Origin of the sequence: Enterobacter cloacae complex sp. P2B, assembly GCF_014895985.1 — a bacterium.
Lineage (GTDB): Bacteria > Pseudomonadota > Gammaproteobacteria > Enterobacterales > Enterobacteriaceae > Enterobacter > Enterobacter bugandensis.
This window is the reverse complement of sequence record NZ_JADBQQ010000022.1, coordinates 265,457-284,177: the sequence shown is the minus strand read 5'-3', so window position 1 is coordinate 284,177 and position 18,721 is coordinate 265,457. Positions and strand designations below refer to the sequence as shown.

At 53.5% G+C, this 18,721-nt stretch carries 22 protein-coding genes; 11 read left to right on the top strand and 11 right to left on the bottom strand.

Annotation, left to right across the window (positions count from 1 at the left end; all coding sequences use genetic code 11):
* The first annotated feature begins 44 nt into the window (after positions 1-44).
* Positions 45-929, top strand: a complete 885-nt coding sequence (locus IM313_RS19990) for a D-hexose-6-phosphate mutarotase (RefSeq protein WP_045261609.1) — start codon at positions 45-47, stop codon at positions 927-929.
* Positions 930-1,007: 78 nt separating this feature from the next.
* Here IM313_RS19990 and IM313_RS19985 read toward each other — a convergent pair whose 3' ends face one another.
* On the bottom strand, positions 1,008-1,754 hold the full coding sequence (locus IM313_RS19985) for a MipA/OmpV family protein (protein ID WP_048959711.1): 747 nt from the start codon (positions 1,752-1,754) through the stop codon (positions 1,008-1,010).
* A gap of 430 nt (positions 1,755-2,184) precedes the next feature.
* On the opposite strand from IM313_RS19985, the gene yeaG reads away from it, so the two are divergent.
* From yeaG to IM313_RS19970, 3 genes are all read left to right on the top strand, one after another.
* Entirely contained in the window at positions 2,185-4,119 is a 1,935-nt protein-coding gene (gene yeaG, locus IM313_RS19980) for a protein kinase YeaG (protein WP_014883443.1), read from the top strand.
* 74 nt (positions 4,120-4,193) lie between these two features.
* Positions 4,194-5,477 carry a YeaH/YhbH family protein gene (locus tag IM313_RS19975; protein WP_028012767.1) on the top strand — a complete coding sequence of 428 codons (1,284 nt, stop codon included), beginning with the start codon at positions 4,194-4,196 and terminating at the stop codon, positions 5,475-5,477.
* 99 nt (positions 5,478-5,576) lie between these two features.
* Positions 5,577-6,083 (top strand): YbaK/prolyl-tRNA synthetase associated domain-containing protein, encoded by a 507-nt coding sequence (locus IM313_RS19970; protein WP_049136801.1) that lies wholly within the window; start codon positions 5,577-5,579, stop codon positions 6,081-6,083.
* 5 nt (positions 6,084-6,088) lie between these two features.
* Here IM313_RS19970 and yoaI read toward each other — a convergent pair whose 3' ends face one another.
* Positions 6,089-6,193 (bottom strand): small membrane protein YoaI, encoded by a 105-nt coding sequence (yoaI, locus tag IM313_RS19965; protein WP_088205013.1) that lies wholly within the window; start codon positions 6,191-6,193, stop codon positions 6,089-6,091.
* 144 nt (positions 6,194-6,337) lie between these two features.
* Between yoaI and IM313_RS19960 the strand changes: the two genes are divergently transcribed.
* A complete protein-coding gene (locus tag IM313_RS19960; protein WP_008500737.1) occupies positions 6,338-6,784 on the top strand; it encodes a DUF441 domain-containing protein in 447 nt (148 codons plus the stop codon).
* Here IM313_RS19960 and IM313_RS19955 read toward each other — a convergent pair.
* Positions 6,768-7,559: a helix-turn-helix transcriptional regulator gene (locus tag IM313_RS19955; protein ID WP_045261611.1), complete on the bottom strand. Its 792-nt coding sequence runs from the start codon at positions 7,557-7,559 to the stop codon at positions 6,768-6,770. The genes IM313_RS19960 and IM313_RS19955 overlap by 17 nt on opposite strands.
* Positions 7,560-7,658: 99 nt before the next feature.
* Here IM313_RS19955 and IM313_RS19950 point away from each other — a divergent pair, with 99 nt between their 5' ends.
* Positions 7,659-8,846 carry a CynX/NimT family MFS transporter gene (locus IM313_RS19950; protein ID WP_192970922.1) on the top strand — a complete coding sequence of 396 codons (1,188 nt, stop codon included), beginning with the start codon at positions 7,659-7,661 and terminating at the stop codon, positions 8,844-8,846.
* A gap of 31 nt (positions 8,847-8,877) precedes the next feature.
* Here IM313_RS19950 and IM313_RS19945 read toward each other — a convergent pair whose 3' ends face one another.
* On the bottom strand, positions 8,878-9,585 hold the full coding sequence (locus tag IM313_RS19945) for a CTP synthase (protein ID WP_028012763.1): 708 nt from the start codon (positions 9,583-9,585) through the stop codon (positions 8,878-8,880).
* A 101-nt stretch (positions 9,586-9,686) separates the two neighbouring features.
* Between IM313_RS19945 and IM313_RS19940 the strand changes: the two genes are divergently transcribed.
* Positions 9,687-10,031, top strand: a complete 345-nt coding sequence (locus IM313_RS19940) for a DUF488 domain-containing protein (protein ID WP_041910484.1) — start codon at positions 9,687-9,689, stop codon at positions 10,029-10,031.
* Here the strand turns inward: IM313_RS19940 and IM313_RS19935 are convergent, their stop codons facing one another.
* Together IM313_RS19935 and IM313_RS19930 are read right to left on the bottom strand one after the other, a co-directional pair.
* Positions 10,032-10,337, bottom strand: coding sequence for a hypothetical protein (locus IM313_RS19935; protein WP_192970921.1), 306 nt, complete (start codon positions 10,335-10,337; stop codon positions 10,032-10,034).
* A gap of 80 nt (positions 10,338-10,417) precedes the next feature.
* On the bottom strand, positions 10,418-10,672 hold the full coding sequence (locus IM313_RS19930; protein WP_045261615.1) for a DUF333 domain-containing protein: 255 nt from the start codon (positions 10,670-10,672) through the stop codon (positions 10,418-10,420).
* 308 nt (positions 10,673-10,980) lie between these two features.
* Between IM313_RS19930 and IM313_RS19925 the strand changes: the two genes are divergently transcribed.
* Both IM313_RS19925 and IM313_RS19920 read left to right on the top strand, forming a co-directional pair.
* Positions 10,981-12,000, top strand: a complete 1,020-nt coding sequence (locus IM313_RS19925) for a sensor domain-containing diguanylate cyclase (RefSeq protein WP_045630223.1) — start codon at positions 10,981-10,983, stop codon at positions 11,998-12,000.
* 45 nt (positions 12,001-12,045) lie between these two features.
* Positions 12,046-12,144, top strand: coding sequence for a YoaK family small membrane protein (locus tag IM313_RS19920; protein WP_014883431.1), 99 nt, complete (start codon positions 12,046-12,048; stop codon positions 12,142-12,144).
* A gap of 126 nt (positions 12,145-12,270) precedes the next feature.
* On the opposite strand, the gene IM313_RS19915 is transcribed toward IM313_RS19920, so the two are convergent.
* On the bottom strand, positions 12,271-12,519 hold the full coding sequence (locus IM313_RS19915) for a GlsB/YeaQ/YmgE family stress response membrane protein (protein WP_028012758.1): 249 nt from the start codon (positions 12,517-12,519) through the stop codon (positions 12,271-12,273).
* A 278-nt stretch (positions 12,520-12,797) separates the two neighbouring features.
* Positions 12,798-14,282 (bottom strand): sensor domain-containing diguanylate cyclase, encoded by a 1,485-nt coding sequence (locus IM313_RS19910; RefSeq protein ID WP_232948098.1) that lies wholly within the window; start codon positions 14,280-14,282, stop codon positions 12,798-12,800.
* A 172-nt stretch (positions 14,283-14,454) separates the two neighbouring features.
* Between IM313_RS19910 and IM313_RS19905 the strand changes: the two genes are divergently transcribed.
* Positions 14,455-15,954: an EAL domain-containing protein gene (locus tag IM313_RS19905; RefSeq protein WP_192970920.1), complete on the top strand. Its 1,500-nt coding sequence runs from the start codon at positions 14,455-14,457 to the stop codon at positions 15,952-15,954.
* A gap of 1 nt (position 15,955) precedes the next feature.
* Here IM313_RS19905 and IM313_RS19900 read toward each other — a convergent pair whose 3' ends face one another.
* The 3 genes from IM313_RS19900 to icd form a co-directional block, all read right to left on the bottom strand.
* Positions 15,956-16,201, bottom strand: a complete 246-nt coding sequence (locus tag IM313_RS19900; protein ID WP_028012755.1) for a DUF2543 family protein — start codon at positions 16,199-16,201, stop codon at positions 15,956-15,958.
* A 69-nt stretch (positions 16,202-16,270) separates the two neighbouring features.
* A complete protein-coding gene (locus tag IM313_RS19895; protein ID WP_028012754.1) occupies positions 16,271-16,618 on the bottom strand; it encodes a DUF1304 domain-containing protein in 348 nt (115 codons plus the stop codon).
* A 77-nt stretch (positions 16,619-16,695) separates the two neighbouring features.
* The gene (gene icd, locus IM313_RS19890) at positions 16,696-17,946 is read right to left on the bottom strand and encodes an NADP-dependent isocitrate dehydrogenase (RefSeq protein WP_003857898.1); all 1,251 of its coding nucleotides are present in this window, start codon (positions 17,944-17,946) and stop codon (positions 16,696-16,698) included.
* Between the two features lie 117 nt (positions 17,947-18,063).
* On the opposite strand from icd, the gene rluE reads away from it, so the two are divergent.
* Entirely contained in the window at positions 18,064-18,717 is a 654-nt protein-coding gene (gene rluE, locus IM313_RS19885; RefSeq protein ID WP_045261618.1) for a 23S rRNA pseudouridine(2457) synthase RluE, read from the top strand.
* Positions 18,718-18,721 lie beyond the last annotated feature (4 nt).

The window sequence follows — 18,721 nt, the reverse complement described above, 5'->3', positions numbered from 1 at the left end:
CTTCGGTCGCCTTTTTTATTGTTTTTTAGACAGAGGATTGCTTAATGATAAATAAAATTTTTGCACTTCCGGTAGTCGAACAACTTACCCCTGTGCTCTCCCGCCGTCAGATTGACGGTGCCGACGTTATCGTCGTTGACCACCCGCGCGTTAAAGCCTCCGTGGCGCTGAACGGCGCACACCTGCTCTCCTGGAAACCGGAAGGCGAAGCGGAGGCGCTGTGGCTGAGTGACGCCACCTCGTTCAAAAAAGGGGATGCGATTCGCGGCGGCGTACCGATCTGCTGGCCGTGGTTTGGCCCGTCCGTACAGCCGGGTTTGCCTTCTCACGGTTTCGCCCGTAACCAGCAGTGGACGCTGAAAGCGCATAACGAAGATGACAACGGCGCAGTGCTGACCTTTGAGCTGCAGGCTAATGATGAAACCCGCGCCCTGTGGCCGCATGATTTCACCCTGTATGCCCGCTTCAAACTGGGTCAGAGCTGCGAGATTGAGCTGGAAGCCCACGGCGAGTTCGAGACCACCTCTGCCCTGCATACCTACTTCAACGTGGGTGACATCAATGCAGTGAAGGTGAGCGGCCTGGGCGATACCTTTATCGACAAAGTTGATAACGCGAAGGAAGGTAAGCTGAGCGACGGCGTTCAGGCGTTCCCTGACCGTACTGACCGCGTCTATCTGCATCCGGAAGCGTGCAGCGTGATCCACGACGGTGCTCTTAACCGCGGCATTGAGGTGGTTCATCACCATCACAGCAACGTGGTGGGCTGGAACCCGGGGCCTGCACTCTCCATCAGCATGGCCGACATCCCTGATGACGGTTACAAAACGTTCGTCTGCGTGGAAACGGCCTGCGTAACTACCCCGCAGAAAGCGAGCGAGGAAAAGCCGTCTCGTTTAGGGCAGACAATTCGCATCGTTAAGCGATAAGGTCGCTGCACCATACCAAAGCAAACGGGGCGCAAGCGCCCCGTTTTGATGCAATGATTGCACCACTATAATGCACAATCAGAACTTGTAGGTCACACCCACCGAGAAGATGCCAGCCCAGGACTTATCAACCATCGGGCTATCCTTCACTTCGTCGCTCAGACGCTCGTAACGGCCGGTACCGTAGACGTTCCAGTCGCCAAGGAAGTTATAGCTCGCGGTCAGCTCCAGGTAAGGATCCCAGCCATCATCGGCGCTGTAGCTTTTCAGCCCACTGCGGCGGGACTCGTTTTTAGAAACGCCGTAGTAATAGTCGTTGTAGTTTTCACTGTTGTACTGCACGCCGATACCCGGCGTCAGGGTGAGCCCACCGTTGGTATAGCGATACAACCACGCCAGATCCCAGATAAAGCCGTTGCTGTTATCCAGCGTATCACCCGCCAGGGCCGTACGGAGGAAGCCATACTGGGTGTTATGCACGTATGAAAGCCCGGCCATCATGGTGCTTTTGCGCTTGTCGAGCTGGCGAAGCGCGTGGCTGTCGCTGTCGCCTGGCTTGAAGTGCGTTGGATCGTAGTAGGCCATGATAGAAAGCTTATCGGCCGTATCGTTCCACAGATAGTAGCCGCCGCCGAGACCGCGGAACCAGAAGTTATCGCCTTCATAGGTGATAACGGGTACAGGATAAACATCGCGGTCATACTGTTTGTATGGGCTGTTAATGACGCCAACGCCCGCACCCACCGTCCACTGACTTTCCGCCTGAGCGGTGCTAACTGCGGTCGCGGCAAGGATGCCCAATGCCAGAAGTTTGAGTTTGGTCACAATCCATTCTTTCCTGTAGTCAAATAATCAGCGGGTGAAGTGTAACCGCCATTCCCGTACATCCCAAAATTTTTTGCCTGCTAATCAGTCTGATTAACCCATTATTTTTAACTTTTCAGATGACAACCCGCTTTCATTTATATGACCGCTGAATGAAAAACGTGCTTAAGCCTTATAACCCGGGTGGAAATTTTTGGATGAGTTATTGATATGTCATTGAAATTAGTTTTTCTCAGCATGCAAGTTTGGCAAATGCCATCTACGCTTAAATTTAAGAAGAGTTTTCCTGAACACCTGCGGTTCTTAGCGTCTGACCTGGCACACAGGTTGCTGCTCTGGCAGTGGGGTGCGAGAGATTCTCTTCCGGGAGCCTCCACTACTCATACGAACGGCTCTTATCCTGTGCTAAAAAACGAAAGGACGGCATGCCATGAATATATTCGATCACTATCGCCAGCGCTACGAAGCTGCCAAGGACGAAGAGTTCACACTGCAGGAGTTTCTTACCATTTGTCGGCAAGATCGCAGTGCCTATGCCAATGCGGCAGAACGGCTATTGATGGCTATCGGTGAGCCAAACATGGTTGATACTGCCCTGGAGCCACGGCTTTCCCGTCTATTTTCGAATCGGGTGGTCGCCCGATATCCGGCGTTCGAAGAGTTCTATGGTATGGAAGATGCCATTGAACAGATTGTCTCCTATCTGAAGCATGCCGCCCAGGGTCTGGAAGAGAAGAAACAGATCCTCTATTTACTCGGCCCCGTCGGCGGCGGTAAATCCTCGCTGGCTGAACGCCTGAAGTCGCTGATGCAGCGCGTACCGATTTACGTGCTGAGCGCCAACGGCGAACGCAGCCCGGTGAACGACCATCCGCTGTGCCTGTTTAACCCGCAGGAAGATGCGCAAATTCTGGATAAAGAGTTTGGCATCCCGCGTCGCTACCTCGGCACCATTATGTCGCCGTGGGCGGCAAAACGCCTGCACGAATTTGGCGGTGATATCACCAAATTCCGCGTCGTGAAAGTGTGGCCATCCATACTGGAGCAGATCGCTATCGCCAAAACGGAACCGGGTGATGAGAACAACCAGGATATCTCGGCGCTGGTGGGTAAAGTCGATATCCGTAAGCTGGAAAACTTCGCACAAAACGACCCGGATGCCTATGGCTATTCCGGTGCGCTGTGCCGCGCCAACCAGGGGATTATGGAATTCGTCGAGATGTTTAAAGCACCGATCAAAGTGCTGCATCCTCTGCTGACGGCGACCCAGGAAGGGAACTACAACGGGACGGAAGGGATCTCCGCCCTGCCGTTTAACGGGATTATTCTCGCCCACTCGAACGAATCGGAATGGGTAACCTTCCGTAATAACAAAAACAATGAGGCCTTCCTTGACCGCGTGTACATCGTCAAGGTGCCTTATTGCCTGCGGATCTCCGAAGAGATCAAAATTTACGAAAAACTGCTTAACCACAGTGAGCTGGTGCATGCGCCATGCGCTCCTGGCACGCTGGAAACGCTCTCGCGCTTCTCCATCCTGTCGCGTCTGAAAGAGCCGGAAAACTCCAGCATCTATTCGAAAATGCGCGTCTACGACGGTGAAAGCCTGAAAGATACCGATCCGAAAGCGAAATCGTACCAGGAATACCGCGATTACGCCGGGGTTGATGAAGGGATGAACGGCCTCTCCACGCGTTTCGCGTTTAAGATCCTCTCACGGGTCTTTAACTTCGACCACGCGGAAGTGGCGGCCAACCCGGTTCATCTGTTCTACGTCCTGGAGCAGCAAATCGAGCGCGAGCAGTTCCCGCAGGAGCAGGCTGAACGCTACCTTGAGTTCCTGAAAGGCTACCTGATCCCGAAATATGCCGAGTTCATTGGCAAAGAGATCCAGACGGCCTATCTGGAATCCTATTCAGAATACGGGCAGAACATTTTCGACCGCTATGTCACCTATGCTGACTTCTGGATCCAGGATCAGGAGTACCGCGACCCGGATACCGGCCAGCTGTTTGATCGTGAATCCCTGAACGCGGAGCTGGAAAAAATCGAGAAGCCTGCTGGGATCAGCAACCCGAAAGACTTCCGTAATGAGATTGTGAACTTCGTCCTGCGCGCCAGAGCGCATAATAACGGGCGCAATCCGAACTGGACCAGCTACGAGAAGCTGCGCACGGTTATTGAGAAGAAAATGTTCTCCAATACCGAAGAGCTGCTGCCGGTGATCTCGTTTAACACCAAAACCTCAACCGACGAGCAGAAGAAACACGACGATTTTGTCGACCGTATGATGGAAAAAGGCTACACCCGCAAACAGGTTCGCCTGCTCTGCGAATGGTATCTGCGCGTGCGTAAATCGTCCTAAAACAAGTGCCCGGTAGCGCCTGCGCCTGCCGGGCCAACAAAAACGCAAGTTGGCAAATGCAGTACGGGGGGTATATGACCTGGTTTATTGACCGGCGTCTTAACGGCAAAAACAAGAGCACGGTGAACCGCCAGCGCTTCTTGCGCCGTTATAAAGCGCAAATTAAACAGTCGATCTCCGAGGCCATCAACAAACGCTCGGTGACCGACGTCGACAGCGGCGAGTCTGTCTCCATCCCTACCGATGACATCAGCGAACCGATGTTTCATCAGGGGCGTGGCGGCCTGCGCCATCGCGTTCATCCAGGTAACGACCACTTCGTTCAGAACGACAGGATTGAGCGCCCTCAGGGCGGCGGCGGTGGTTCAGGAAGCGGTCAGGGGCAGGCCAGCCAGGACGGTGAAGGCCAGGATGAGTTCGTTTTCCAGATTTCGAAAGATGAATATCTCGACCTGCTGTTTGAGGACCTTGCGCTGCCGAATCTGAAAAAGAATCAGCATCGTCAGCTTAACGAGTATAAAACCCATCGCGCGGGCTATACCGCTAACGGCGTGCCCGCCAATATCAGCGTTGTGCGTTCGTTGCAGAATTCTCTGGCGCGCCGCACGGCCATGACGGCAGGCAAACGTCGCGAACTGCGCGAGCTGGAGAGCAGCCTGAAGGTCGTGGAAAACACGGAGCCGGCGCAGCTGCTGGAAGAGGAGCGCCTGCGTAAAGAGATTGCCGAGCTAAGAGCGAAGATCGACCGCGTGCCGTTTATCGATACCTTCGACCTGCGCTACAAGAACTACGAAAAACGTCCCGAACCCTCCAGCCAGGCGGTGATGTTCTGTCTGATGGACGTCTCCGGCTCGATGGACCAGGCCACCAAGGATATGGCGAAGCGTTTCTATATCCTGCTCTACCTGTTCCTGAGCAGAACCTATAAGAACGTGGAAGTGGTTTATATCCGCCATCACACCCAGGCCAAAGAGGTGGATGAACATGAGTTCTTCTACTCCCAGGAGACCGGGGGGACCATCGTATCAAGCGCCCTGAAGCTGATGGATGAAGTAGTGAAAGAGCGTTACGACCCGGCGCAGTGGAACATTTATGCCGCGCAGGCGTCGGATGGCGACAACTGGGCCGACGACTCACCGCTGTGTCACGAGATCCTGGCGAAGAAAATTCTGCCGGTGGTGCGTTACTACAGCTATATCGAAATTACCCGTCGCGCCCACCAGACCCTGTGGCGGGAATATGAACATCTGCAGTCCATGTTCGATAACTTTGCCATGCAGCATATCCGCGATCAGGATGATATTTATCCTGTGTTCAGGGAGCTGTTCCACAAGCAATCTGCTACCAGCAACGCATAACCCAACAGCCAGCGAATCCGCTGGCTGTTTTCTTTCGACCCCGTTTATCCCGTGCTAATGTAGCAAGCTGCATACTGGATTATCACCGGGAAAATTGTGATGACTGACGACGTTATGGGGACAAGTACCCACCATCAGCTGATTACCTTACTCACCGAGCAGGGCGCGCGTTTTCGCGTCATGGAGCACGAGGCGGTGGGGAAATGCGAAGCGGTGAGTGAAATTCGCGGGACCGATCTGCGCCAGGGGGCAAAAGCCCTGGTCTGCAAGGTGAAGGGCAACGGCGTTAAAAAACACGTACTGGCGATTCTGGCCGCCGACCTGCAGGCCGATCTGAGCCAGCTTGCCAGCCATTTTGGCGGGCTTAAAGCCTCCCTCGCCAGCCCGGCCGAGGTCGATACCCTTACCGCCTGCGTTTTTGGCGCGATCCCGCCCTTTAGCTTCCATCCTGATTTGGCGCTGGTGGCCGACCCGCTGCTGTTCGAGCGTTTCGACGAAATTGCCTTTAACGCCGGTTTACTGGAGAAATCCGTGATTATGGACACCCAGGATTACCTGCGCATTGCCCGTCCTGAGCTTGTAAACTTCCATAAGCCGTCGTCGTGACGGCGCTAGCCTCTTCTTTCCAGAAACAGCACGGAGGCGACGAGAATCACGGCAATAGCGAAAAACGATGAGGAGATAATGAGCGTTTCAACAAACATGTGATCGTTCATGATGGCGATCCCTTTGCGATACCTGCCTTCGTTTTAATCCGCGTAAATGACAGGGTAATGACAGCGATAAAATCTTTTAAACGCTGTCCTCCGCCGCGTTTACGCGTACAGTAAGCAGGATAATTATTCTGGCAAGGATCCCCCATGTTTGACCCAACTCTGCTCATTCTTCTGGCGCTCGCCGCGCTCGGCTTTATCAGCCATAACACCACCGTCGCCATCTCGATTCTGGTGCTGATTATTGTGCGCGTGACCCCGTTAAATACCTTTTTCCCGTGGATAGAAAAACAAGGCCTCACCATCGGGATCATCATTTTAACCATCGGGGTGATGGCTCCCATCGCCAGCGGCACCCTTCCCGCCTCAACGCTGCTGCACTCGTTTGTGAACTGGAAATCGCTGGTGGCGATCGCGGTGGGGATTTTTGTTTCGTGGCTGGGCGGACGCGGCGTGACGCTGATGAGCAGCCAGCCCTCGCTGGTGGCGGGCCTGCTGGTGGGCACGGTACTCGGCGTGGCGCTCTTCCGCGGCGTGCCGGTAGGCCCGCTGATTGCGGCAGGGCTGGTGTCCCTGTTTATCGGGAAGTCATAGTCAGGCTGGCCATGTAACGCGCCGGCGTCTGGCCCAGCCCCTTTTTGAACATGGTGATAAACGCGGTGGTAGAGTCATAGCCCAGAGACTGTGCCACCTGCTGCACCGATTTCCCGCTAATCAAATGCTGTAACGCCACGATCAGCTGAAGCTGGTGACGCCAGCGGCGAAAGCTTAAACCGGTCTCTTTGACCACCAGCCGCGCCAGGTTGCGTTCACTCATCGCGAAATGGCTCGCCCACTGTGCCAGCGTCTGCCAGGCGGCGGGCTCTTCCGCCATCTTCTCGCTCATCAGCCGGATTTTAGGATGGGGAGAGACGGGCAGCTGCAGATGCTCCTGGCGCTGGAGCGGCAGTTCGTCAAACAGGACGTCCACCAGACGCGATGTGGCCGCAAGATGCAGCTGTTCTCGCGGTTTTTCCGCCAGGGATAAAATCAGCTCCCGCACCAGGGGAGAGATTTTCAGGGTGCAGCAGCGGTCGGGCAGGCTGGCGGCACCAGGCTCAATAAACAAAAAGCAGAGCTGCGCCCCCGGCGTGGCCCTGTTGCTGTGCGGCATTTGGCCTGGGATCCAGACGGCATACTGGGGCGGTACCATCAGCATCGCATTTTCCACTTCGCAGGTGATCGCGCCGCCAAGGGCCAGAATCAGCTGCCCCTTACGGTGTTGATGCTGCGGAATATATTGTTCTTCCGTCACCACGCGGATGCGAAACGCGACGGCCGCATCGTGCTGGCTATCAGGATCGTAGCCGTCCAGTCCCAGACCAATCATCAGGTTGTCCGATATTAGCGATAAACTGTCATTTTAGCCTGATTTCAACCGCTGAGAAAATCGGTATTGTGTGCGCTCGCTTGAACGTATGAGAACACAATGACTACTGCTCTTCGCACCTCAGGAAAACAGGGCGCGCTGTTGATTGCAGGCATCCTGATTATTGCCACCACGCTTCGCGTCACCTTTACCGGCGCAGCGCCGCTGCTCGATACCATTCGCCTTGATTATGGCTTAAGCACGGCGCAAACCGGTCTGCTGACCACCCTGCCCCTGCTTGCCTTTGCTCTTGTCTCCCCGCTCGCGGCGGGCGTTGCCCGGCGTATCGGCATGGAGCGCAGCCTGTTTATCGCCCTGATGCTGATTTGCATCGGGATTGCGGTTCGCTCCCTGCCCTCCGCTACCCTGCTTTTCATCGGAACGGCGGTGATTGGTTGCGGGATCGCGCTGGGGAATGTGCTGTTGCCCGGCTTAATTAAACGTGATTTCCCGGGCCAGGTTGCCCGACTCACGGGCGCCTATTCCCTGACGATGGGTGTCTCTGCCGCGTTAGGCTCGGCGCTGATCGTACCTTTGGCTCAGGGTGATGCGGGCTGGCATGGCGCGCTGCTGATGCTGATGGCGTTTCCGCTGATCGCGCTGCTGCTCTGGCTGCCGCAGTGGCGTCAGAAACACGTCGCAACGGTAACGGGCGCAGGCGCGCTGCATAACCGCGCGATCTGGCGCTCGGCACTCGCCTGGCAGGTGACGCTCTTTCTGGGGATTAACTCGCTGATTTATTACGTCATCATCGGCTGGCTGCCGGCAATACTGCTCAGCCACGGCTTCAGCGAAGCGCAGGCCGGCTCGGTGCACGGCCTTTTACAGCTTGCCACGGCCGTGCCGGGGCTTGCCGTTCCGCTCGTCCTCCAGCGTCTGAAGGATCAGCGAACCATCGCCGGAGCGGTTGGGCTGATGTGCGCGGTTAGCGCGGCGGGTTTGTGGTTTATGCCTGAGATGGCGGTGATGTGGACGCTGGTGTTTGGCTTTGGTACCGGGGCAACGATGATCCTCGGCCTGACGTTCATCGGCCTGCGCGCCAGCTCCGCACACCAGGCGGCAGCGTTGTCCGGTATGGCACAGTCTATTGGTTATCTGCTCGCCGCCTGCGGTCCGCCGCTGATGGGTAAAATTCACGATTCGGCTGGAGACTGGCGGATCCCGCTTCTCGCCTGCGCGCTGGCCGCTGTCGTCATGGCCATCTGCGGCGTACTTGCCGGGCGCGACCGGGAAATCGCGCCCCGATAAACACAGTGGCAGACCATCGGGTCTGCCTTTTTTACCCGCGCGCCGCGCGCAGCATTGCCTGCACCAGCACCACCGGACGCCCTTCCAGCGCAGCACGCTCGTGCTGGAATAAGGTGATAACAAAGAACGGATGGGTCACCAGCTCCGCAGCGCGAATTTCCCCCTGCTCGTCCCAGCCCGTTACGCGCATATCACCGCTCTCCAGTTCCTGAGCAAACGCCGCCGATACGCCATAGTTACAGTGATAACCCTCTACGATTTCCGGCTTTCCGTAGGCCTTCGCGATCAGCGTATTATTGCGCAGCTCAATGGCATCGGTTTTCTCCACCAGCGAGCAGGTCAGCGGCGCAATCACCATCGTGCCTTCGGTATCCGTCTCAGCATGTGCCGCGTCGCTCCAGCCCAGCACGTTACGGGCATACTCAATTAACGCATGCTGGAACCCACCGCAGGTGCCCAGGAACGGAATGCTGTTTTCACGCGCGTAGCGTGCGGCAATAAAGGCCGCCTCGGTATTTTTATAGGGGCTTGCGGGAACCAGCCAGATGGCATCGTAGCCCACCAGATCCTCAGAACTGGTTAATTCCGTGGTGGCAAGCCAGTCGTAATCGGCGGTGAGGTCAAGGACCGCGGCGGCGTCGTCAATGGCCAGCGGGATCGCCTTGTGTGCAATAACATCAGGATTGTAATCGCCAACCAGCGCAATGCGCAGCGTCGTTTTAACCGGGAGGTGTTCCATGAAAGGTTCCTTATGCCAGAGTATTATCAGATAACATAAGGAACCTCAGACTACCGATCTTCTGCAATTATCACAATACCTTAAATTGGGAGGGTGGAATTATGATTCAGTGCAAACGCGTCTATGAACAGGCGAGCCCGGGCGATGGCTATCGGGTTCTGGTGGACAGGCTCTGGCCCCGTGGGGTGAAAAAAACGGACCTCGCGTATGACGAATGGTGTAAAACGCTCACACCGTCCAGCGCGTTACGCAAGGACTTTCATAGCGAAGCGATTGATTTCGCGGCCTTCACTAAAGCCTACAAGGAAGAGCTGGCGCAGCATAAGGACGAAGGAGAGCGTCTGGCGGCGCTGGCGAAAAAGCAGACCGTAACCCTGCTCTACGGCGCGAAGGACACGAAGCAGAATCACGCTCTGGTCTTAGCCGACTGGCTGCGCCATCTGTGATCAGCCGACCGTCAGCTCATCGTGAATTTGCGGAGCTTCGTCCGGGGTGAGCGGCATCAGGTGTTCGGCGCGCACAAACGCAAAGCCGTGCTGATTGTCAAAGGCGTAGACGTCTCCCGTCACCAGCCAGAGCGCGCGGTCCGCGCTTGCGGGTAACTGCGTCATCACGCCGTTGACCGGGTTAACGAAACGCTGGCCGGGTTGGCAGAGACCAAATAGCTCCACAGATTTACCAATATTGCGACGGCCTGACGCCGTGCGGGCACCGACGATCATCGCCACGCTGCCCGGTTTAAGCTGAAACATACTTCTCTCGCGGTAACGGTAGCCAGAAATTGGCTAAGAATAATCCTAAAGAGAAGTGTATCGCAGCTACTGTCCCTCTGTCACCTGGCAGGTTGCGGATGATCGCGACGATAGAGCGTCCATTCGTCGATCACTTCGCCACCGGGCAGCTTGCACTCGGTGCGGACCCCCTGCGGGCTTTGAATTGGGACCTGTTCCCCGCCCTTTTCAAGGCAGTAAACGGAAGCCGGGTTCGCCATGCCCACGGCGTGCGGCGGTTTCGGGGCGTCGGGTGGGGTTGTTTTTGCGGTGCAGGCAACCAGGGGAAGCGCCAGCGCCAGTAGCAGAAATCTCATCTTGTTGATCCTTTTGACATCATCATTGGCTAAGGGTAACGGCTTGTCGCCGCTTTCTCCATGATTTCTCCATTCTAACTGCACTTTTCAACGCTACAGTCTGGCATGTTCTCACTTTGACCAGAGAACATCATTCCGTAATCAAGATGTCTTTGCCCCGTTCTCAACAACGGGGCTTTTTTTCCCGCCTGCTGCCTACCTCTCCATATATTAAATTTTCTATATTCATGTTTTACTATGCCGGAAGCCTAAAAATTCAGCATAACATGCAGATGCAGACGTCTTCTGCCTGGGAGTCATTCTACGTCATGTCGGATCTTATCCTCGCTCGCGTTTCAGAAACCCTTGCCACCGAGCAATCCCTTGAAAGCCTCGTTCGTCAGCTGCTGGAGATGCTGGAAATCGTCACCGACATGGAGTCGACGTATCTGACGAAGGTGGATATAACAGCCCGGCTGCAGCACATCCTCTATGCCCGAAACAGCAAGCAGATGACTATCCCTGAAGGGTTAAGCGTGCCATGGGATGAAACGCTGTGTAAGCGCGCGCTGGATAGCGACACATTATTCAGTAACGATGTCCCCGAGCGTTGGCCGGAGTGTGAAGCGGCGAAAGCACTCGGCATTACCACTTACATGAGCATCCCCGTTCATCTTGCCGATGGCTCGCTTTACGGTACGCTCTGCGCCACCAGCACGGCAAAAAAACCGCTCAGCGCGCGCGGCGAGCAGATGTTAAAACTCTTCGCCGGGTTAATTAGTCAGTACATTCAGAAAGAGTCTCTGGTGACCCAGCTCCGTGAAGCAAACGCGGCGCTTATCGCCCACTCCTACACAGATGCCCTTACAGGGTTACCCAACCGTCGCGCCATTTTTGAGGATCTGACCACCCTGTTTTCGCTGGCGCGGCATCTGAAACGTAACGCCATCATTGCCTTTATCGATCTGGATGATTTTAAACTGATTAACGATCGATACGGGCATGAAGCAGGCGACCAGTTCCTGATTGAAGTGGGCAAGCGTTTGACCGCAGAAAAACAGCAGGACGATATCATCGGCCGGCTGGGCGGCGATGAGTTTCTGGTGGCCACTCTGAGCAACGTCGAGAATGAGGAGCAAATCCACCTTCTCAGAACGCGCCTCAGCGCCCGAATTGCGGGGGAATACTGGCTGGGTAGCATCAGCATCATTTATCCTGGCGCCAGCCTCGGCGTTATCGAAGTGGATCCCGGCGTAACCGATCCGGACAGTGCGTTACGTGCCGCGGATATCGCGATGTATCAGGATAAGAAAGGAAAAAGCAAAACAGGCTTTCTCGCGATGGATTAACCCCGTACACTCTACGGCGTTATAAAAACCGAAACAGGTGATGATATGAGAATAGGGATCCTCTTCCCGGTCGTTATTTTTATAACGGCGGTGGTATTTCTGGCGTGGTTTTTTGTCGGTGGTTACGCTGCTCCGGGGGCATAAATGAGAAAAACCACCCTCATTATGTTGATCGTTGCCGTCGTGGCGTTTGCCGGCACGCAGTTTGGCTGGTGGTAAACCCGTTACGTAAAAAGGCCGCCATATGGCAGCCTTTATAACGCTTCAGTATTAGCTTTTGATCTTTCTGTAGATAAACAGCACAACCAGCGCGCCGATCACCGCGACCGCGAAACTGCCGAAGTTAAAGCCATCGACTTTACCAAAACCGAACAGCGTACTGATCCAACCGCCGACTACCGCGCCGACAATACCCAGTATTATGGTGACGATAAACCCACCGCCATCTTTGCCCGGCATGATCCACTTCGCCAGAATACCCGCAATAAGCCCAAAGATAATCCAGGATAAAATTCCCATAACTTTCCTCTCTGTATGGTTTTTGTCATTAAATCAACGACACAAAAAGGATAGCACAGGATCTGAGAAAGGAAATTTGTGATAAGCCTCACAGAGAGAGTCTGCGCATTTCTTCATCAACATGCCCTTCCACAAGAACTGTGGGGTTGCATCTTTTGTTGAGAAAGATTATCTTTCTCAACACTGAATAGTTGAGATAAACACTCAGGTATTCAGTACGACATTGCTCACATTGCTTCCAGTATTTCTTGCCCACTCATGAGTGGGCTTTTTTTTGATCAAGCCCCAACGAAAGCGTGCCGGTTGCGCCCGCCGCGTTTTGCCTGATAGAGCGCCTGGTCGGCAGCATTAATAATATTCTGCTGGCTACCCGCGATATTGACAGCACGCGCACTGGAGACCCCTACGCTTACCGTGACCCGCCCGAAGGGGCTAAATGCGTGTTCAATTTGCTGAGAGAAAACATAGCAAATAATCGTCTGCGCAAGGCGGAGCGCCTCCTGGATATCCGTTTCAGGCAAAATCAGCGCAAACTCCTCCCCTCCATAGCGCGCCACAATCTGGTTGTCGCGGGTGAGACTTTCCCTTAGGCAGTTTCCCAGCAACGCCAGGCATCTGTCCCCTTCCGGATGACCGTAGTTATCGTTGTACTTTTTGAAGTAGTCCACATCCACAAGGAGCAGCGAAACCGGCGCGTCCTTTGCCGCACACGCCGCAATTTCCGAGACGATTTTTTCATCAAAGATGCGCCTGTTATAAAGCCCTGTCAGCGCATCCTCCGAGGCAATAATCTTTAGCGCTTTGTTATCCCGTGCTTTTCTGGATAAGTCGGAATAGAGGAAACAGGACGCCACGATGAGCGTCGCGGTAAACACCAAAATAAGTGCGGCAAGCTGAATCGCCTGCTTGCGCCACGGTGAAAGGGCTTCATCAATGCTTACCGCTACCGTCGTAACCAGTCCGTAGCGCCTGTTTTTCTCATAGGCATAAATGCGTTCGATTTTATCAAACCTGGAGACAGAGCTGGCTATCCCTGTATTTTGTACCTTGAGGTATTTTCTGAAGAGAGGTGAGTCAGAAAAAATCGTACCGATATAGTTATTTTTAAAGGGATAACGAATCAGTAAAACGCCTGCTTGCGTCGTTAAACCAATAACGCCCGCGTGACCAATATTAATCTGTCCATAAAGTGCCAGAAAATTTTCGATACCCAGCGTCACCACCACAACACCGTTAAATGCACCGGTGTGTGTTTCAAGGCGTCGGCTAAGAGTAATAACCCATTTACCATTGGTTCTGCTTATCACCGGCTCACCAATATAAATCTGCTGACTTTTATTTTCCTTGTGATAGACAAAAAATGCTCTATCCGCGCCATTATGGGGGCCCGCAAAATTTTTGTGCAATGCAGTGAAGATATCCCCATGCGCATCATAGACAACCACATTATTAATCTGAGTAAGAAGATTATCCTGATTGCTTATCATTCGCTGAATATTGATCGCCTGTTGCGGGGTCATACCATAAATTTCGATTGTGTCGGAAACGGTGGTAATCAACATTTCACTTTGGCGAATGATCCCTTCCGTGTAGACGTTAAGGGTATGGCTCAGGTTGGCAACGCTGGTATTGATTTGCTGGATTGACTGCTGTCGGGACGTGGCAATCTGGACGGCAAGCGACAATGAAACAATCAATGAGACAATGATGACGGTAATGGTTGTTGTGTAAAAAGTATTTTTCACATGCACGAGCTTTTCCACCTTATCACGCCTGGCATCCCTGGCTGACAACTCTTGTCACTGTAACAAAGCTCAGGTTAAGAGGAAAACAAATTGCACTTAAGCATAACGGCTGCCGTTATTATCAGTCTTGTAGCTTGCACTGCCTGTGATAAGATTTGAGAGATGAGGGAGCGGACAGGGTATCTGGAAAATGAAAAAGATCATTGCCGTTACTATCGTTTCAGCGTTTCTGGTCTTCCTGTCTCTTTTTGCGGTTAATGCAGTTATCGGGAGCCAGCAGAAAAGCAAACAGCTTGAGATTTCCCGAACCCTTTTACAGCATTCAGAAAGTCTGACCCAGAGCATGGCGCAGACGCTCAAAAACCTGACCACACAGGGATGCGACAGAGACAGCCTCGATCGCTACCGGCAGGTCAAGCTCGAAAGCCGCTATGTCGCTGACGTCGGTTTTATTGAAAAGGGAAAAATAGTCTGTACCGCTTTTTGGGGTAAACTCGTTAATCCTGTCTCGCTTCCTGAAGAGCTCCATGAAACGCCCAGAGGATTTCTCCTCGCGCAATTTTCGAGAAAGGATTTTTTTACCGGCAATGCGGCCATCTATAATAATCACATTATCTTCACCTCCCGCTATGCTTACGATAAATTCACCCCGGTTACGGAGAGCTATTCTCTGAGCACCACCACCAGGGACTTAAGCAGAACGTTTTTTTCGGCTACGCCTGAATTAAACCAACAGAGCGAACTGAATTCTTCCTTGTTTACCCTGACCCTCACCCGGTGCAGCACCACGTGGGATTTGTGCGTCATTGTGAAGCATCACAACGCGGGTCTGGCCTCATTATCTCCCGTTCTATTTATCGTTCTCGCGGTCATTTTATGTTTTATCTGGATTGCAATAACGCTCTTTTTCTTTCGACTCAACGAGGACCGGTTCTCCCTGGAGCGGACGCTGGTCAAAGCTGTTATCACTAATACCATCGGCGTTCATTACCAGCCCATTGTTCGGATTGAGGATAAAAAAATTGTAGGCGTGGAGGTCTTGTCGAGATGGCGTGACGCAAGATACGGTGACGTCTCCCCGGAACTGTTTATTCCATTAATCAAAAAAATTGGCCTGTATAAAAATTACTATATTAATATTCTCCAAAAATCCCTTTCGGATATCGCGCCACTTATTATTAAATATCATCTGGTTGTTTCGCTCAATGTTGGCCGAACGGAAATTGAAGACGGACAGTTTATCAGCATTTTGCGCCGTAGCTGTTTAGCTAATAACATTCCGCTCTCTCTGATCAAAATCGAGCTTTCTGAAAAAGCCATTTCAACGGGGAATATTCTGGAAGATTTCTGCAAGGATTTAAAAAACCTTGGCGTGAGAATATCCATTGATGACTTCGGGGTGCAAAACTCAAACCTGGCAAGGCTTTCGCTGCTTGAATATGATGAGATCAAAATCGACAAGTCGCTGGTCGATGGCATCAGTGAACATTACAAGCAGAACATTTTTGTCATCTTTAGCGACGCCCTCGCAAAACTGAATAAAACGCTTGTTTTCGAAGGCGTAGAGAGCGAAATACAGTATCGCTTTATTGCTGAAAGATACCCCGAGGCGCTGATTCAGGGATGGTATTTCTCAAAATCCGTCACCCGAAGCGAGCTTGCGAAGCGACTCGCTGGGATCGCGCGGTAGGTTACTCGTTTCCCCACTGATTGAGAAAGTTCGCAATATCATCAATTCGTTCGGCACGAACCCCGGCTTCACGCGCCATCTCCTGCTGAGCTTCCTCATCGATCTCCTCATTATTCGACAAACGCGTGAGAAGCAGCTGGAAATAATGCGCCAGCGAGTCCTGCTCTGACTCACTCACGGGCTTTGTGGCTTCCGTCGCGTACTCTTCGACGATGTCATAATACTTCAGTGGAATTTCGTTATTCATAACAGCGTTAATCTCTGAGGGTGAAGTCACAAGTATATCCGACGACGTACGTTTAACCAACGCGTTGCGTCAGATAAGCAGGGCAAGCAGGGCTGCAAGAGCAGGTATGGCCTGAACGTACAGTATCTTTCGGCTGGCGGTCGCTGCGCCAAAGAGTCCGGCAATCAACACGCAGGTCAGGAAGAAGATGGCCACAGATATACCCTTTTCACCAAGCCAGAGGCTCCAGAGCAGACCCGCAGCCAGAAAACCATTATACAGCCCCTGATTCGCGGCCAGCACGCGGGTGTCGCGCGCAAAATCGGGACGCAGATTAAAGGCCTTGTGCCCTGTTCTGGTGTTCCACAGGAACATTTCCAGCACAAGAATGTAGATATGGATGAATGCAACGACAGCGATAAGAACAGTAGCGAGCATCGTGTTATTTCCCGCAGGCAGAGGCAAAAAAAACGGGAACCCTCAGGCCCCCGCTCTTGTTTAACCCAGAATCTGGATTACATGTTCGCGATAATCGCGTCGCCAAACTCTGAGCATTTCAGCAGCTTAGCGCCTTCCATCAGACGTTCGAAATCGTAAGTTACGGTTTTCGCGTTGATCGCGCCTTCCATACCTTTGACGATCAGGTCTGCGGCTTCGAACCATTCCATATGGCGCAGCATCATCTCTGCGGAGAGGATGATAGAGCCTGGGTTCACTTTGTCCTGGCCTGCGTATTTTGGTGCAGTACCGTGGGTTGCTTCGAACAGGGCGCACTCGTCGCCGATGTTCGCGCCAGGGGCGATACCGATACCGCCAACCTGTGCCGCCAGGGCGTCAGAGATGTAGTCACCGTTCAGGTTCATACAGGCGATCACGTCGTATTCAGCAGGACGCAGCAGGATCTGCTGCAGGAACGCATCGGCGATCACATCTTTAATGATGATCTCTTTGCCGGTGTTCGGGTTCTTGATCTTCTGCCACGGGCCGCCGTCGATCAGCTCACCGCCGAACTCTTCGGTCGCCAGCTGGTAGCCCCAGTCTTTGAACGCGCCTTCGGTGAACTTCATGATGTTGCCCTTGTGAACCAGGGTCACAGAATCACGGTCGTTGGTGATCGCGTATTCGATGGCCGCACGCACCAGGCGCTTGGTCCCTTCTTCAGAGCACGGCTTAATGCCGATACCGCAGTGCTCAGGGAAGCGAATTTTCTTCACGCCCATCTCTTCGCGCAGGAATTTAATCACTTTTTCTGCATCAGCAGAGTCCGCTTTCCACTCGATACCCGCGTAGATGTCTTCTGAGTTTTCGCGGAAGATAACCATGTCGGTCAGTTCAGGGTGCTTAACCGGGCTTGGGGTGCCCTGATAGTAACGAACCGGACGCAGACACACGTACAGGTCCAGCTCCTGACGCAGCGCCACGTTCAGGGAACGGATGCCGCCGCCGACCGGAGTGGTCAGTGGGCCTTTAATAGCAACGCGGTAGTCGCGGATCAGGTCCAGCGTTTCCGCTGGCAGCCAGACGTCCTGGCCATAAACTTGCGTTGATTTCTCACCGGTGTAAATTTCCATCCAGGAAATTTTACGCTCGCCTTTGTAGGCTTTCTCAACAGCGGCATCAACCACTTTCAGCATTGCCGGGGTAACGTCTACACCGATACCGTCGCCTTCGATGAACGGAATAATCGGATTGTGAGGAACGTTAATCTTGCCGTTTTGCAGGGTGATCTTTTTACCTTCCGCCGGAACAACTACTTTGCTTTCCATTAACCTCTCCTTCGAGCGCTTCTGGTTGTTACTGATCTTATGTTAATAAATTGTAATGAGCCCTTCGATAGTACCTGATTGTCCTGCGCCATGAAAGGTCTTCGTTATTAGGCTATAATGCGGCAATTGATAACGCCTGAAAATACCATGAAGAAAACTTCTTTTACAAAACACCGGGTTGAGCGATTCAGCTCACGACAAGCCGCCAGACGACCACAAGAAACCCAGCCAAAGCGGGTTATTCTGTTCAATAAACCCTACGATGTTTTGCCGCAGTTTACCGATGAGGCCGGACGCAGCACGCTAAAGGATTACATTCCCGTTCAGGGCGTCTACGCCGCCGGTCGCCTGGACCGGGACAGCGAAGGACTTTTGGTCCTAACCAACGACGGCGCCCTACAGGCAAAGCTTACACAACCGGGCAAACGCACCGGCAAAATTTACTTTGTGCAGGTTGAAGGCGAGCCGGACGAAGAGACGCTGGCGAAACTGCGCAGCGGGGTGACGCTGAACGACGGTCCCACCCTGCCCGCCGGTATTGAACGCGTGAATGAGCCGGAGTGGCTGTGGCCGCGTAACCCGCCCATTCGCGAGCGTAAATCCATCCCGACAAGCTGGCTCAAAATCACCCTGTATGAAGGCCGCAACCGCCAGGTGAGGCGAATGACCGCGCACGTCGGCTTCCCTACCCTACGTCTGATTCGCTACGCCATGGGCAGCTACACGCTGGATACGCTGGCGAACGGCGAATGGCGCGATGCTGCCCCTTAAGGAG

Coding starts and splice junctions, on each gene's coding strand:
- IM313_RS19895 (WP_028012754.1), bottom strand. CDS start 16,618: ATGCTCGCTACTGTTCTTATCGCTGTCGTTGCATTCATCCATATCTAC.
- IM313_RS19955 (WP_045261611.1), bottom strand. CDS start 7,559: ATGATTGGTCTGGGACTGGACGGCTACGATCCTGATAGCCAGCACGAT.
- IM313_RS19900 (WP_028012755.1), bottom strand. CDS start 16,201: ATGAATAACGAAATTCCACTGAAGTATTATGACATCGTCGAAGAGTAC.
- icd (WP_003857898.1), bottom strand. CDS start 17,946: ATGGAAAGCAAAGTAGTTGTTCCGGCGGAAGGTAAAAAGATCACCCTG.
- IM313_RS19990 (WP_045261609.1), top strand. CDS start 45: ATGATAAATAAAATTTTTGCACTTCCGGTAGTCGAACAACTTACCCCT.
- IM313_RS19960 (WP_008500737.1), top strand. CDS start 6,338: ATGTTTGACCCAACTCTGCTCATTCTTCTGGCGCTCGCCGCGCTCGGC.
- IM313_RS19930 (WP_045261615.1), bottom strand. CDS start 10,672: ATGAGATTTCTGCTACTGGCGCTGGCGCTTCCCCTGGTTGCCTGCACC.
- yeaG (WP_014883443.1), top strand. CDS start 2,185: ATGAATATATTCGATCACTATCGCCAGCGCTACGAAGCTGCCAAGGAC.
- IM313_RS19925 (WP_045630223.1), top strand. CDS start 10,981: ATGTCGGATCTTATCCTCGCTCGCGTTTCAGAAACCCTTGCCACCGAG.
- IM313_RS19975 (WP_028012767.1), top strand. CDS start 4,194: ATGACCTGGTTTATTGACCGGCGTCTTAACGGCAAAAACAAGAGCACG.
- IM313_RS19950 (WP_192970922.1), top strand. CDS start 7,659: ATGACTACTGCTCTTCGCACCTCAGGAAAACAGGGCGCGCTGTTGATT.
- IM313_RS19920 (WP_014883431.1), top strand. CDS start 12,046: ATGAGAATAGGGATCCTCTTCCCGGTCGTTATTTTTATAACGGCGGTG.
- IM313_RS19970 (WP_049136801.1), top strand. CDS start 5,577: ATGACTGACGACGTTATGGGGACAAGTACCCACCATCAGCTGATTACC.
- IM313_RS19905 (WP_192970920.1), top strand. CDS start 14,455: ATGAAAAAGATCATTGCCGTTACTATCGTTTCAGCGTTTCTGGTCTTC.
- IM313_RS19940 (WP_041910484.1), top strand. CDS start 9,687: ATGATTCAGTGCAAACGCGTCTATGAACAGGCGAGCCCGGGCGATGGC.
- yoaI (WP_088205013.1), bottom strand. CDS start 6,193: ATGAACGATCACATGTTTGTTGAAACGCTCATTATCTCCTCATCGTTT.
- IM313_RS19935 (WP_192970921.1), bottom strand. CDS start 10,337: ATGTTTCAGCTTAAACCGGGCAGCGTGGCGATGATCGTCGGTGCCCGC.
- IM313_RS19915 (WP_028012758.1), bottom strand. CDS start 12,519: ATGGGAATTTTATCCTGGATTATCTTTGGGCTTATTGCGGGTATTCTG.
- IM313_RS19945 (WP_028012763.1), bottom strand. CDS start 9,585: ATGGAACACCTCCCGGTTAAAACGACGCTGCGCATTGCGCTGGTTGGC.
- rluE (WP_045261618.1), top strand. CDS start 18,064: ATGCGGCAATTGATAACGCCTGAAAATACCATGAAGAAAACTTCTTTT.